A 12,351-nucleotide genomic window follows, 5' to 3' on the forward strand; every position below is an offset into this window, starting at 1 on the left:
GTTGCGGGAGGACGGGGGAACGCTGCTGGAGGACGCGGCGTGATAAAGAAAGCGCTGGGTTTGCTTTCCGGATTGGCTGGCAGAACCCAGGGCGGCGCTCGCTTAGGCTCGCTTGCCCTGGGCTACGATAGGCCGCCCCTTCGGGGCTGGTCGGTAGCGAGGCAGTTGTGTCCAGCAGAAAACGATCGTGTTTTTGATAGATCGTGGTATTATATAATATTATATAGCTTGTGAATAATTTTCTATCACTCGCAGATCCGAGACATGAGTCCTCGGTTTGGCGGGGTGCTGCGGACTGAAGTCCGCGCTCCTTTTACTGGGGCAGATCGGTGTTGCAGATGCCTTGGGTGCCGTGGTGGAAGAGGTTGCTGGAGAAATGGAGGCCGCGTGGGGCATTGGGGCCGCCGGGGATGATGACGGCGTATTTGTAGCGGGGCTTGCCGAGAGCGTGGATGACATTGCCAGTGATGACGACGTCGGTGAGCGGCGGGTCGTCGGGCTGCTGGCCGGTGTCGAACTTGAAGGGGGAGCGTTCGTCTCCCCAGATCCAATGAGCGTCTCCGTAGCCGAAGTCGGAGATGAGGTTGTTGGAGATGATGGAACCGCCGTCGGCGTTTTCGGGTTTGTCGTCGGTGGCGGGATGGGCAGCGGCACCGGGCATGAGGCCGATGGCCCAGAGGGAGTTCCGCACGAACTGGTTCCCAGTGATGAGCACATTACGTGAGCCGTGCATGGCCTTCATGCCGATGAAGGCGTTGGTAATGATGTTCTGCGAGACGATGACGTGGTCGGCATGGATGTCGAGACCCTGAGCGGCGTTTTCGATGTGGTTGCCGATGATGCGGGTGAGGTCGCTGATTTCAGGGGCGGTGACGATGATGCCGGAGCCCTGCTGCCAGGCGTCGGTGTAGTTGGAGTCCCAGGCCTGCTGGTTCATGAGCGCGCCTTTTTCGGGATTCTTTTTCACGTAGTCGCCGAGCTTGTACCGGGCCTTCACTTCGGGAGTGGGGACGAAGTTGTCCTCGATGACGCGGTTTCCTTCAATGAGGATGCCGGTGCTGTAGCTGACGCTGATGCCGGTGCCGTCGGTGCAGTTGAAGGCGTAGCCCCAGTCCTTGCTCTGGGTGCGGTCGTCGATGCTGACGCGCATGTAGTTGCGCACGAGACAGCGGGAGATGCGGGTGTCCTTGCTCTCCCGCACAGAGATGGCGCCTGCAGGGCTGCGATTGTCGATGGCGCGCACGTTTTCGATGACGAGGTCGCGGCATTTGATGGCGAGGATGGCCTCATTGCGGGAGTCCATCTTGCCCTCGGCGCGGGTGAGCGTGAGATCACGAATCTCCGCGCCGGTGGCGTTTTCGATCTCGATGATCGGCTGATCGGCGCTCTGCTGAATGATGCGGCCGGGGCCGAAGAGGCCGCTGCGATCGCCACGGATGCGGATCTTTTGCGTGATGGAGTAGTCGCCCGCCGGCACGAAGAGCATGCGGTTTGGGTTCGCATCGAGCGCCGCCTGGATGGAGGAGTAGTTTGCGACGGAGAGGTCGGCGGCGGTGACGACGGTGGCGCAGAGAAAGAGGAGGAAAGACAGACGGCGGATCATGAATGATTTTCAAACGTGCCTCTTGAGGAAGCCTATCGTAGAACTGAACCGCATACCTGCCAGGCAAAGGCTTCATGCCCAACGGGCATGCGTATTTAAGCCCAGGGTTCGCAAGAACCCTGGGGGCGTGAGTCACTACACCGTGCCATTTTCAGCGCAACCCCAACGGGGTTGCGTCCCTCGTCGCATGATCCAGAATTCGTCATGTCTCAGTCGATTGCCCGCGTTTTGATCCACACTGTCTTTTCTACCAAAGACCGAGAGCCAGCTTTCCACGACGCGGCTTTTCGTTCCGAGGTACACTCTTATCTTGGTGGATGTGCCAAGGCATTGGACTGTCTTCCCATCCAGATCGGAGGTGTCGCGGATCACATCCACTTGCTGACCACGTTATCGCGCACCATTGCCATGGCGGAATTCGTCAAGGAGATCAAACGCGTGTTCTGCAATTGGATTCAGGAGCGCGGCGGCATGTTCCGCCAGTTCCACTGGCAGGCTGGATACGGCTGCTTTTCGGTATCTGAATCCCGTTCAGCTGCCGTGGTTCGATACATCGAGAAACAGGAGGAGCATCATCGGAAAATCACCTTTCAAGACGAGTATCGTGAACTGCTCAGACGCCATAACCAGAGATGGGATGAGGCGTATGTTTGGGGGTAATTGCGGCGATGGACGCAACCCCGCTGGGGTTGCACCATGACAAACGATGTGGCTTGCTCTTATCCCAGGGTTCTGCGAACCCTGGGCTTAAATACGGAAGGCCGTTGGCCTTCTCATGTGTGAGAGCAGACGTTGTTTTAAGTGAAACGAGCGGTGGGCAACAGCACTACTTCGCCACCACAGGAACCGGCTTGGCCTGCAAATGCTGGAGGGTGTCCTTGATGGTGGTGCCGACGAGGGCGGCGAAGATGGCTTTGTCTTCGGGGAGGGTGGCGGGGATGTCGAAGGTGACTTCGATGATGCCGTCTCCGCGGGCTTTGACTTCCTTGCGCTGGATGCGGCTGTTGTCGCCGCCTTTGAGGGTGACCTGCACGGGCTTTTCACCGAGGGCGGCTGGGAAGTGGTGGGTGAGCCTGACGGTGGCTTTCTGGCCGGGGGTGACGGATTCCGGCACGACGAGGGCTATGAAGGAGTCGGGTTTGGTGGCGGGCCTGCTCTGCATTTTGGCGGCCTGCTTGGCGGCGATGCGTTCCTTTTTGGTCATCTGCTTTCCTTCGAGCTGCTGCATGAGTTTTTCGCGCACGGCGGGATCGTCGCGATGGCGGAAGACTTCGAGGAGCGGGTCGTTGGTTTTGACCATCCAGTCCTCCATGGCTTTTTCCAGGACGGCCACCTGGGCGGCGTGCTCGGGTTTGGCGATGAGATTGGTGAGAGCATCGGGGTCGTAGCACACGTCGTAGGCCTCCTCGGGCACGCGGTGGTCAAAGAGGTCGATGCGGGCGGCGATCTGTTCGTTGGTCTTGGCGAGCACGCGCATCTGGCGGCAGGTGGCGGTGCCATTGGTGGCGCCGGTCATGATGCGGGTGCCGTTGGACCAGGGGCTGAAGATGTAAACCATGTCCTTGGTCTGCACGGCGCGCATGGGGGTGTTTTGACCGCCGGAGTTTTCGTTGTGCTCCTTGAAGATCATGGTGCGCTGCGGCTGCTTTTCGCCCTTGAGCACGGCGGCAAAGGAGCTGCCGTCGAAGCCTCCGGGGGAGGCGATGCCGAGCATGTCGAGGATGGTGGGCAGGAGATCGACGGTGGAGATGAGGTGCTCATCATCGACGCCGCCGGGCTGGGTGACGCCGGGCCAGCGGATCATGAGCGGGGTGCGGGTGCTGTGGTGGTAGAGCTGGGTTTTGGCAAAGGGCAGCGGCATGCCGTGGTCTGAGAGAAAGATGATGATGGTGTTTTCATCCTCACCGGAGTCCTTGAGCGCGGCGAGGATGGCGCCCACGCCATCGTCCGCACGGCGCACGCTGGAGTAGTAGTGGGAGAGCTCCTTGCGCACGACGGGGTCGTCTGGCAGAAAGCCGGGGACGGGCACCTCCTCGGGAGTGAAGACTTTGGAGGGCACGTTTTTATCCGGAATGGTCTCACCCTTTTTGCCCTCGGCGTAAAAGGGCTTGTGGGGGTCGGCGATGTTGAGCAGGAGGCAGAAGGGTTTTCCGGCTTTCTTTGCAGCCTCGATGCCAGTGGTGGCCGCCTTGCCCCAGGAGGCGGCGTTTTTGGCGTCGTCGTGCTTTTCATCTCCTAGCACGAGATCCCACGGAAAGGGAGAGTAGGGGGTGGAGTGGCTGACTTTGTGACGGATGCCAGTGAAGTAACCGGCGTCCTTCATGAGGTCTCCGAGCACGGGGTAATTCTTGGACTCTTTGGTGATGGACTGGAAGCCTTCGATGCGGTTGTTGTGCGGATACTTGCCGGACCACATGACATTGCGCGAGGGCATGCAATTGCCGACGACGGTGTGGGCGTAGTTGAAGCGCAGGCTCTGAGCGGCGAGCCGGTCCATGTGGGGCGTGGTGTCCTTGAGCTTGCAGCCGTAAACGCCGACGGAGTCGCAGCTCATATCGTCGGTGGTGATGACGAGGAGATTGGGCTTTGCGACGAGGGCGGAGGGCAGCAGGGCGAAGGAGACAACGAAACAGAGCAGGGCGCGGAGCATGATGGCGCTGAGAACGTGGAGACGGCGGGGTGTTTTCAGCGATGTGGGGCGGGGCGGGCGGCGGTGAGGATGTGCCGGGCAGCTCGCATTGCAGGCAGGAGTACCTGCATCACTTGACCGGATCGTAGGTCCAGGTCCAGTCGCCCTTGTATTCGCGCTTGGAGAGCTTGGGGCTGGTTTTGGAATCGGGGGTGACTTTGCCGGAGTCGTCTTTGCCATCGAACGCGATGGACCACAGGGCGTAGCGGCCTGCGGGAGTGGTGCGGTAGCGGAGGGGCTGCGAGTCGCAGGGATCTGTGGGGATGGCGGGAAGGTAGTCCGGGGCCAGCTCTGCGAGCGCGGCGGGATAGCGGGCGTTTTTGACAAAGAAGCGCTCCAACGCGAGGGCGGTGAGCGCCTGCCTGCGGCGGGCGTCGATGAGCAGGGCATTGCAACTGACCTGGGTGACGGAGGGGAGGAGGAGCCTGGCCACGAGGTAGTCGGGATGGCGCAGCACATTGGAGCGCTGCTTCAGAGCTTCCATCATCTTTTCGCTGGCGGTGAGAGCGGCGTGCAGGCCGTCTTGTTTGAGGGGGAGAATGAGCTGCTGCATTTCCAGCTCGACGAGCACGCTTTTCCAGTGGTCGAAGAGGCCGCCGGGGACCAGGCGCAGGAGGGCACGGCTGGTGCTGCGCCCACTGGCGGAGAGGGCGCCTGAAAGCATCTCGTCCATGGCACGACGTCCGCTGGCGGTCTGCTGGAGGAGGTCGAGGGCATTGTAGCCTGCTGCCATCTCCCCGCGCATGGCCTGGAGCATGGCGCGGGTGGTCTGGTCTGGTGAGGAGAAGGCGGACTGCAAGCGCTGGAGATCCTCCGGGGTGAAGGAGCGGTCTTTCAGCCCCTGCCAGAGAGGCTCCAAGGCGAGAGTCTCCAACGAATGACCCACGAGGAAACTGATAAGCAGGGGCTCCTGCTCGCAGGCCTGAGCCATCAGGTGCACAGCCAGGATGCTGCGCGTGGCCTCGGCGCTGTCTCCGGCTGCAAGAGCGGCGCGGGCGCGAAGACCCAGCGCACGGCCCTGGCCCTGCACAGCCGTGTAGTGCGGCAGCGGCATGCTGAGCAGCAGCTCGGGCAGCGGACGCTCGTGCAGGCCGGGGGTGAACATGGCCAGGGGACGGGTGGGCACGGCATCGGAGATTTGTTTGAGCAGGGGGTGCCTGGCATCCAGCGCAGCGAGCACGTCGCGGGCCGTGGGCTCGGGGGTGGCGGGCAGGTCGAGGTATTTGGAGTCGCGTAGAAACTTGACCCAGTCACGGAAGTCGGTGGCCTGGCCAGATGCGACTCCCTGGGCGGCGGGGGCGGTGCCGGTCCATTTGAGCGCCTCAAGAGCTTTGCGCCTGGTGCCGGGCTCGCCTTTGGAGGCGTCTCCCTCCACGACGGCGGCGATGCCGCGCAGGGGCTCGATGGCGAGGAGGTTTTGCGCCTCCGGAGGCGTCTGCGGCAGCAGGGAGTGGAAGTCGAATGTTTCCCCCTCGTTCTCCACGAGGACGCGGGCGGCAGCCCAGCGGCGGGCTCCGCTCCAGTTTGTCCACACGTGGAGCAGCACCACGAGGGTTAGGAGAGAGATGAAGAGCCAGAGAAGGACGCGGGCGGTGCGTTTGGAAAAAAGGCGGCGGAGCATGGTATGAAGTGGTAGAAAGTGAAAGGGGTGTCAGTTGGCCGCGAGCAGGGCCTCGATCTCGGCGCTGTGCTGCTGCAACAGCCGGGCGGGCGGTGTGGTGGTCAGGGCGCTGGAGGACAGAGGCTGCGGCTCCGCCGGGGTGCCAAGGTAGAGGACGAGCGTGGCGGCCCAGGCGAGGCCCCAGCCAGCAAGCAGCCAGCGCGGGGTACGGGCGGGCTGAGACGGTACTGGGGCCAGAAAGGCAGCCTGCAGGATTTGCTGCCGCCATTCTGCCGGGAGGGGGCGACGCTGCAGAGCGCGCAGAGTGTTTTCAAAGGGATCGGGTTCCGGGTTCATGGCGGTGTCTCATGAGGGTTTGAGCTCGTCGTAGAGCGGGCGCAGCTGGGTGCGGAGTTTTTCCAAGGCGTAGCGGTAGCGGCTGGCGGCGGTGTTCAGCGGGATGCCCTGCACGTCTGCGATCTCTTCAAAGGTGAGTCCGTCCCAGAGCCGGAGCTGGGCCACGCTGCGCTGCTCAAGCGGGAGGGCAGCCAGGGCGCGCGTGAGCTGCCGTGCGAGCTCCGCTTGATCCGGATCTGCATGCGTGGCAAAGACCTCGACAGGAGCGGCCTCCTCCGCACGCCGCCGCACCTGATGGCGGCGGAGCCAGTCGATGGCGTGGTGGTGAGCCAGCCGCAGGAGCCAGGCGCGCATGCTGGCGATGCCCGGCGGGATCTGCTGCCGACCCAGCTTGAGAAAGAAGTCCTGCAGCAGGTCCCTGGCGTCCGCCTCAGTGCCTGTGAAACTGGCGAAGTAATGAAACAGCCCGGCCGCGTGGGCATCGTAGAGTTCGGGCAGTGTGGGTGCGACGGACATGCGCAGGGGAAGGAGGCAGTTTCAGCGACAAGGACGCAGGCGGGCGAGTTTTTTGTCTGCCCGAATTTCCACAATGGGCTTTCCTGCCGCCTGCGGCACAAAATTACCCTTGTAATCCCCGGCGGTGGCAGCATCCTCCCGCCCATCTTTTTTTTCACGCATGTCTCGTCCTCCTCCCAATCGCGGCCCCTCACGCCCAGGCAATTCCAGCGGCGGCCCCAACCGTGGTCCCGGCCCAAATCGTGGCCCAGGAGCCGGTCCTAACCGCGGTCCGGCAGCCGGCCCAAGCCGTGGTCCCGGCCAAGGCCCCAATCGTGGTGGCCCGCCGCGCCGCCCGAGTGGCCCCGGTCCCGCCGGAGGACAGCGCTTTTCCCCGCCGCCGCGTCCGCCGGAACCTGAGGAACCGGCCAAGCAGAAGGAAGAAGCCATCGAGCTGGAAGGCACCATCGCGGCCGTGCTCGCTGGAACGATGTTCCGCGTGAAGCTGCGCAACGGCCATGAAGTGCTGGCGCACATCTCCGGCAAGATGCGCAAGAAATTCATCCGTCTCGTGATCGGCGATGCGGTGAAGATCGAAATGTCTCCGTATGACATGGACAAGGCGCGCATCGTGTATCGCATCGGCTAAGCCCTCCCGCAGAGCCCGCGATCATCATGGCTGGAGACATTGTTTACTTTGACCTGGAAACCCGCCGCACCGCGAATGACGTGGGCGGCTGGGGGAACAAGCACATGATGGGCATCTCGGTGGCGTGCACCTTCAGCACGCGGCTGAACGAATACTCCATCTACACGCAGGACGAGGCGCCTGCGCTGATCCGCCAGCTGAAGGAGGCGGACCTGGTGGTGGGGTACAACCACATCGGCTTTGACTACGAGGTGCTGAAGGGGCATGACCTGCTCTTTGACCCTGCGGACCTGCCGCACAGCCTGGATCTGCTGATCGATCTGGAAAAGACGCTGGGCCACCGCATCAAGCTGGAGGCCGTGGCCTCGGCGACCATCGGCGCAGGCAAGACGGCCGACGGTCTGGATGCGCTGAAATGGTGGCAGCAGGGAGAGGTGGCCAAGATCGCCGAATACTGCTGCTATGACGTGAAGGTGACCATGTGTGTGCACCAGTACGGCGTGGAAAACGGCCACGTGAAATACCATGACCGCAACGGCCGCGAGCAGATCGCGAAGGTGAACTGGCCGCGGATATGAAACCGCTGATCCGCCTGCTGCTTCATGCCGGGTGGGCACCGCTGGCGGTGCTGGTGTTTCATCGCCTGATCCAACACACGCCATTCCGCGAGCCGCTGGATTTTGTGATGCATTACAGCGGCGGGCTGGCGATCACGTATTTTCTCTGGCATGCGCTGGATTTCTTTGGGCACTGGCTGGGGCAGCTGACGCTGTTTGCGCGCTATCTTTTCGCCTTTGCACTGGCGTGCACAGTGGGTGTGTTCTGGGAGTTTGGGGAGTTTGCCTCGGACATCTTCCTGCACACGCACATTCAATACAGCATCGGTGAGACGATGCGTGATCTCATCGCCGATGCGACGGGTGCCACGACGACGCTGATGCTCCTGCTGCTGGGGCGCTGGCTGCGCGGTGGGAAGTGAGGCTACTTCCGATACTCGCTGAAGCGGACTTTGAGGGAATCCTCAACCTGCTTGAGCTGCCATTTTTCCTTGGGGTCCACGACCGCGAGTGACATGCCTTTCTTTCCCGCGCGGGCAGTGCGGCCGCTGCGGTGGGTGTAGTACTCCATCTGCTCAGGGAGCTGATGGTGGATGACGAAGGAGAGGTCCGCCACATCAATGCCGCGCGCGGCGACGTCTGTGGCGATGACGAACTGTACGCGCTGCTTTTTGAAGGCACGCATGACTTTGTCCCGCTCCTTTTGCATGAGATCCCCCTGCAGAACACCGACGGGCAGCCCCAGAGCCACGAGCTCCTCGTGCAGCTCCCGTGCGCCGGCTTTGGTACGGCAGAAGATGATGCCGCGGCGGTCCTTCTGACGCTGGAGGAAGTCGGAGATGTAGGCGGTCTTTTTGTCGCGCGGACAGACGACAAAGCGGTGGTCGATGTCGGGATTGACCACATTGCTTTCATCGATCTGGATGCGGTGCGCGGTGGCGGACATGTAGCCTCGGATGAGCTCCTGGATGCCGCCGGGGAAGGTGGCGGAAAAAAGCCAGGTGCTGCGGCGCATGGCGGCGATCTTGAGGATCTCGGTGAGCTGCTTTTTGAAGCCCATGCTCAGCATCTCGTCCGCCTCGTCGAGCACGACGTAGCGCACAAACTCGAGTGTGAGGGCATCGCGCTCCAGGAGGTCGAGCAGACGGCCCGGGGTGGCGACGACGATGTGGGTGGGGCGCTGGAGGGCCTCGGCCTGGCGGTCGATTTTGTCGCCGCCGCTGACGACTTCGACGAAGATTTTCTGCGGGAAGTATTTGGTGAAGCGGAAGAGCTGCTTGCCGATCTGCTTGGCGAGCTCGCGAGTGGGCGCGAGCACGAGGGCCTGGATGTCGCGGTACTTCGGATTCACCTTGGTGAGCAGAGGCAGGCCGAAGGCGGCGGTCTTGCCGGTGCCGGTCTGCGCCTGCGCGATGAGATCGCCGCCATTTTCCATGAGGAAGGGGATGGCCTTCTGCTGCACCTCGGTGGGGGTGACGATGCCCAGCTCCTCCAGAGCACGAAGCATGTCCGTGGGGACTCCGAGGGCGGCAAAAGGATGGGGCGGCGTTTCTGACATCCCGTGCTGTCCATCACAATGAGGTGAATTGCCAGCGGAATGCTTGTCGGTGAGGATTCAATCTTTCCATGCTTCAAGTCATCGAGTATCACTGGTCTCAATGGCACTGCATGAACCGAACACGTCGCGCAAGCCGAGCCGCAACTGGCCTCTCTACTGCTGGGTTGTTGCCGTTTGTCTATGCTTTCCAGTCGTAGCAGTCGGCTGGGGCGTCGCAGTCGTAGAGGCAGTTTATGGCAACATGCAGCCAGTATTAATTGTGGCGGGCACTGCCGTGCTAAGTGTGGTAGCAGCACTCTTTGGAGGTACAACTCTTTGCATCCTGCTGAAGTCGTCCCGCAAGGTGGCTTGGAGACTTCTGGTCGTGCTGACGATCTTCGAGGTTGTCTCCATCCCGACATGCCGCCTGATCGTGAAACACGGACAAACTCAAAGAGAATCTCACGCTGCATGAAGACTCTGGCCGTCATGAAACATCTTACTTGGATCCTACTGCTCCTCAGCCATGCATCTTTGCCTGCGGCGGAGAAGCCGCTGGTGCTATGGCCGGGCGGAGCGCCTGGGGCTCTGGGCACGGCGGCCAAGGACATTCCGACGCTGACGCCGTATGTGCCTGCCAAGGCCAGCGGCGCGGCGATGCTGCTGATCCCGGGTGGCAGCTACTCGGGGATCTACGAGGGGCAGGCGGAGCCGTTTGCGCTATGGCTGAATGAGCAGGGCATCACGGCCTTTGTGCTGCGCTACCGGCTGGGCAGCGCGGGCTACCGCTACCCGGCGCAACTGCAGGATGCAGTGGAGGCCATGCGGCAGATCCGGGGTAATGCCGACAAGTGGAAGATCGATGCCAAGCGAATCGGCGTGATGGGATTCTCCGCTGGCGGGCATCTGACCTCCACGCTGATCAACCGGCCTGAGGACGGCGAGATCGAGGGACGCGAACAAACTGCGAGCGTGAGCGCGCGGCCTGATCTGGCGATCCTGTGCTATCCGGTGATCAGCATGATCACCAATCCGCATGCGACTTCGCGCAAAATGCTGATCGGCGAGAAACCCAGTGAAGAGCTGGTGCGCCTGACCTCCAGTGAGCTGCAGGTACGCCCGGGTCTGCCACCGTGCTTTCTCTGGCACACGGCTGAGGACAAGCTGGTGCCGGTGCAGCACGCACAGCTGTATGCCGCCGCGCTGCATCAAAATGGCGTGCCGCATGAGCTGCACCTGTACCAGCATGGCGACCATGGGACGGGGCTGATCGGCACGAATCATCCGTGGTTTGGCGATCTGATTTATTGGCTGAAGGCGCAGAAATGGATTCCCGAGCGGTGAGGCAAACTCGCTGACACAAACGGGTGGAGACTGCGTTCATGCCTGCGCATGAAGTTTGTCCTGACCAGTCTTTTCTATCTGACGCTCCACACTGCGGCTGTCGCTGCGGGGCCGAATTTTGTGTGGATCATCGCGGATGACATGTCGCCGGACACGGGGGCCTATGGGCTGAAGGACGTGAGCACGCCGCATCTGGACCGGCTGGCGGCGGAGGGGCGGCGCTATGCGCGGGCGTATTCGACAGCGCCGGTGTGCAGCGCCTCGCGCTCAGCTTTTATCCTGGGGTGCTATCAAACGACGACGGGGCTGCATCCGCATGACACGGAGAACCCACAGCCGCTGCCAGCGCCCTACCAGCACCTGCCGGGCATGCTGCGTGAGGCGGGCTGGTTTGTGACGAATGCGGCGGCGCCCGGCACGGTGCGCAACGGCCGCACGGTGACCAAGGCGAAGACGCACTACAATTTTGAGCACGATCCGGCCAAAATGTACGATGGCAGCGACTGGCGGAAGCGCGCGCCGGGACAGCCGTTTTTTGCGCAGTTTCAGATCACCGAGCCACACCGGCCATTTCCGATTCCTGAGCAGTATGATGAGGCAAAGCTGAAGGCCATCCAGATCCCGCCGAACTACCCTGAGCATCCGCTGGTGCGGCGGGACTGGTATGCCTACCAGCGCAGCGTGGAGATGGTGGACCAGCGTGTGGGATTGATCCTGGACCAGCTGCGCGCGGAGGGAGTGCTGGAGGACACCGTCGTCATGTTTTTCGCAGATCACGGACGGCCCATGCCCTGGGGCAAGCAGTGGCTGAATGCGGAAGGGCTGCAGGTGCCGCTGATCCTGCGCGGGCCGGGAGTGACTGCGGGTGCGGTGGAGGAGCGGCTGGTGAGCCTGATCGATCTCGCGCCCTCGATGCTCCGGCTGGCGGGGCTGCCGATCCCGCCATGGATGGAGGGGAAGGCGATTCTCGGAGGGGAGTTCCCGCAGCGCAGCATGCTCTTTGCCGCACGTGACCGCTGTGGCGATGCAATGGACCGCATCCGGGCGGTGATCGAGGCGGATGCGATCTTTGTGCGGAATTTCCACCCCGAGCTCCCGCACCTGAACTGGTCCGGCTACAAGGAGTACAGCTACCCGGGCATGCCGCTGCTGCGCGTGCTGAACCAGGAAGGGAAACTCAATGAGCTGCAGGCCGCATGGCTGACGCCACAACGCGAGGCGCTGGAGCTTTATGACCTCAAGACCGATCTGCACAACATGGCCAAAGAACCGCAGGCGGCTGCGAAAGTGAAGGAGCTGAACGCGGCCATGGATGCGTGGATTCAGAGCAGCCACGATCAGGGCGCGCAGGGCGATCCCCAAACTGAGCCGCCGCTGGACCAGATCCAGAAAGACAAGCGGCTGGAATACGAACGTGTGTGGAAGACACGGCTGAAAAAAGGCCAGCCCAGCGACGCCGAGCGCGTGGCCTGGTGGGAGAAGAGCTACGGGCTTTCTTCAGACCAACGCATTCCCTGATC

The 12,351-nt window shown here is 62.3% G+C and carries 12 protein-coding genes; 6 read left to right on the forward strand and 6 right to left on the reverse strand.

Annotation, left to right across the window (positions count from 1 at the left end; translation table 11 throughout):
- Positions 1–313: 313 nt before the first annotated feature.
- A complete protein-coding gene (locus HNQ65_RS20205) occupies positions 314–1,603 on the reverse strand; it encodes a right-handed parallel beta-helix repeat-containing protein (protein ID WP_184342387.1) in 1,290 nt (429 codons plus the stop codon).
- Between the two features lie 204 nt (positions 1,604–1,807).
- On the opposite strand from HNQ65_RS20205, the gene HNQ65_RS20210 reads away from it, so the two are divergent.
- Positions 1,808–2,263 (forward strand): transposase, encoded by a 456-nt coding sequence (locus HNQ65_RS20210; protein WP_184342389.1) that lies wholly within the window; start codon positions 1,808–1,810, stop codon positions 2,261–2,263.
- 166 nt (positions 2,264–2,429) lie between these two features.
- Here the strand turns inward: HNQ65_RS20210 and HNQ65_RS20215 are convergent, their stop codons facing one another.
- The 4 genes from HNQ65_RS20215 to HNQ65_RS20230 all read right to left on the reverse strand — a co-directional run bounded on the left by HNQ65_RS20215 (position 2,430) and on the right by HNQ65_RS20230 (position 6,765).
- Complete coding sequence (locus HNQ65_RS20215) at positions 2,430–4,253, reverse strand: sulfatase family protein (protein ID WP_184342391.1); 1,824 nt, start codon at positions 4,251–4,253, stop codon at positions 2,430–2,432.
- Between the two features lie 109 nt (positions 4,254–4,362).
- Positions 4,363–5,913: a hypothetical protein gene (locus tag HNQ65_RS20220; RefSeq protein WP_184342393.1), complete on the reverse strand. Its 1,551-nt coding sequence runs from the start codon at positions 5,911–5,913 to the stop codon at positions 4,363–4,365.
- A 30-nt stretch (positions 5,914–5,943) separates the two neighbouring features.
- Entirely contained in the window at positions 5,944–6,249 is a 306-nt protein-coding gene (locus HNQ65_RS20225; protein WP_184342396.1) for a hypothetical protein, read from the reverse strand.
- A 9-nt stretch (positions 6,250–6,258) separates the two neighbouring features.
- On the reverse strand, positions 6,259–6,765 hold the full coding sequence (locus HNQ65_RS20230; RefSeq protein WP_184342397.1) for an RNA polymerase sigma factor: 507 nt from the start codon (positions 6,763–6,765) through the stop codon (positions 6,259–6,261).
- A gap of 160 nt (positions 6,766–6,925) precedes the next feature.
- On the opposite strand from HNQ65_RS20230, the gene infA reads away from it, so the two are divergent.
- Genes infA through HNQ65_RS20245 form a run of 3 tightly spaced genes read left to right on the forward strand, consistent with a single transcriptional unit; the run spans position 6,926 to position 8,372 of the window.
- Positions 6,926–7,393, forward strand: coding sequence for a translation initiation factor IF-1 (gene infA / locus HNQ65_RS27025; RefSeq protein WP_343076576.1), 468 nt, complete (start codon positions 6,926–6,928; stop codon positions 7,391–7,393).
- A gap of 26 nt (positions 7,394–7,419) precedes the next feature.
- Positions 7,420–7,971 (forward strand): ribonuclease H-like domain-containing protein, encoded by a 552-nt coding sequence (locus HNQ65_RS20240; RefSeq protein WP_184342399.1) that lies wholly within the window; start codon positions 7,420–7,422, stop codon positions 7,969–7,971.
- Entirely contained in the window at positions 7,968–8,372 is a 405-nt protein-coding gene (locus HNQ65_RS20245) for a hypothetical protein (RefSeq protein WP_184342401.1), read from the forward strand. The genes HNQ65_RS20240 and HNQ65_RS20245 overlap by 4 nt, the downstream gene beginning before the upstream one ends.
- Before the next feature lie 2 nt (positions 8,373–8,374).
- Here the strand turns inward: HNQ65_RS20245 and HNQ65_RS20250 are convergent, their stop codons facing one another.
- Positions 8,375–9,457: a DEAD/DEAH box helicase gene (locus tag HNQ65_RS20250; protein WP_246438480.1), complete on the reverse strand. Its 1,083-nt coding sequence runs from the start codon at positions 9,455–9,457 to the stop codon at positions 8,375–8,377.
- Between the two features lie 519 nt (positions 9,458–9,976).
- Here HNQ65_RS20250 and HNQ65_RS20255 point away from each other — a divergent pair.
- Both HNQ65_RS20255 and HNQ65_RS20260 read left to right on the forward strand, forming a co-directional pair.
- Entirely contained in the window at positions 9,977–10,831 is an 855-nt protein-coding gene (locus tag HNQ65_RS20255; RefSeq protein ID WP_246438483.1) for an alpha/beta hydrolase, read from the forward strand.
- Between the two features lie 48 nt (positions 10,832–10,879).
- Positions 10,880–12,349, forward strand: coding sequence for a sulfatase family protein (locus HNQ65_RS20260; RefSeq protein WP_184342408.1), 1,470 nt, complete (start codon positions 10,880–10,882; stop codon positions 12,347–12,349).
- The last annotated feature ends 2 nt before the right edge of the window (positions 12,350–12,351 follow it).

The sequence above is a fragment of the Prosthecobacter vanneervenii genome (assembly GCF_014203095.1).
Taxonomy (GTDB): Bacteria; Verrucomicrobiota; Verrucomicrobiia; order Verrucomicrobiales; family Verrucomicrobiaceae; genus Prosthecobacter; species Prosthecobacter vanneervenii.

What these genes read in the sequence shown, in the direction of transcription:
- HNQ65_RS20220 (WP_184342393.1), bottom strand. Translation starts at nt 5,913, where the DNA reads ATGCTCCGCCGCCTTTTTTCCAAACGCACCGCCCGCGTCCTTCTCTGG.
- HNQ65_RS20225 (WP_184342396.1), bottom strand. Translation starts at nt 6,249, where the DNA reads ATGAACCCGGAACCCGATCCCTTTGAAAACACTCTGCGCGCTCTGCAG.
- HNQ65_RS20230 (WP_184342397.1), bottom strand. Translation starts at nt 6,765, where the DNA reads ATGTCCGTCGCACCCACACTGCCCGAACTCTACGATGCCCACGCGGCC.
- infA (WP_343076576.1), top strand. Translation starts at nt 6,926, where the DNA reads ATGTCTCGTCCTCCTCCCAATCGCGGCCCCTCACGCCCAGGCAATTCC.
- HNQ65_RS20240 (WP_184342399.1), top strand. Translation starts at nt 7,420, where the DNA reads ATGGCTGGAGACATTGTTTACTTTGACCTGGAAACCCGCCGCACCGCG.
- HNQ65_RS20250 (WP_246438480.1), bottom strand. Translation starts at nt 9,457, where the DNA reads ATGCTTCGTGCTCTGGAGGAGCTGGGCATCGTCACCCCCACCGAGGTG.
- HNQ65_RS20215 (WP_184342391.1), bottom strand. Translation starts at nt 4,253, where the DNA reads ATGCTCCGCGCCCTGCTCTGTTTCGTTGTCTCCTTCGCCCTGCTGCCC.
- HNQ65_RS20245 (WP_184342401.1), top strand. Translation starts at nt 7,968, where the DNA reads ATGAAACCGCTGATCCGCCTGCTGCTTCATGCCGGGTGGGCACCGCTG.
- HNQ65_RS20210 (WP_184342389.1), top strand. Translation starts at nt 1,808, where the DNA reads ATGTCTCAGTCGATTGCCCGCGTTTTGATCCACACTGTCTTTTCTACC.
- HNQ65_RS20255 (WP_246438483.1), top strand. Translation starts at nt 9,977, where the DNA reads ATGAAACATCTTACTTGGATCCTACTGCTCCTCAGCCATGCATCTTTG.
- HNQ65_RS20260 (WP_184342408.1), top strand. Translation starts at nt 10,880, where the DNA reads ATGAAGTTTGTCCTGACCAGTCTTTTCTATCTGACGCTCCACACTGCG.
- HNQ65_RS20205 (WP_184342387.1), bottom strand. Translation starts at nt 1,603, where the DNA reads ATGATCCGCCGTCTGTCTTTCCTCCTCTTTCTCTGCGCCACCGTCGTC.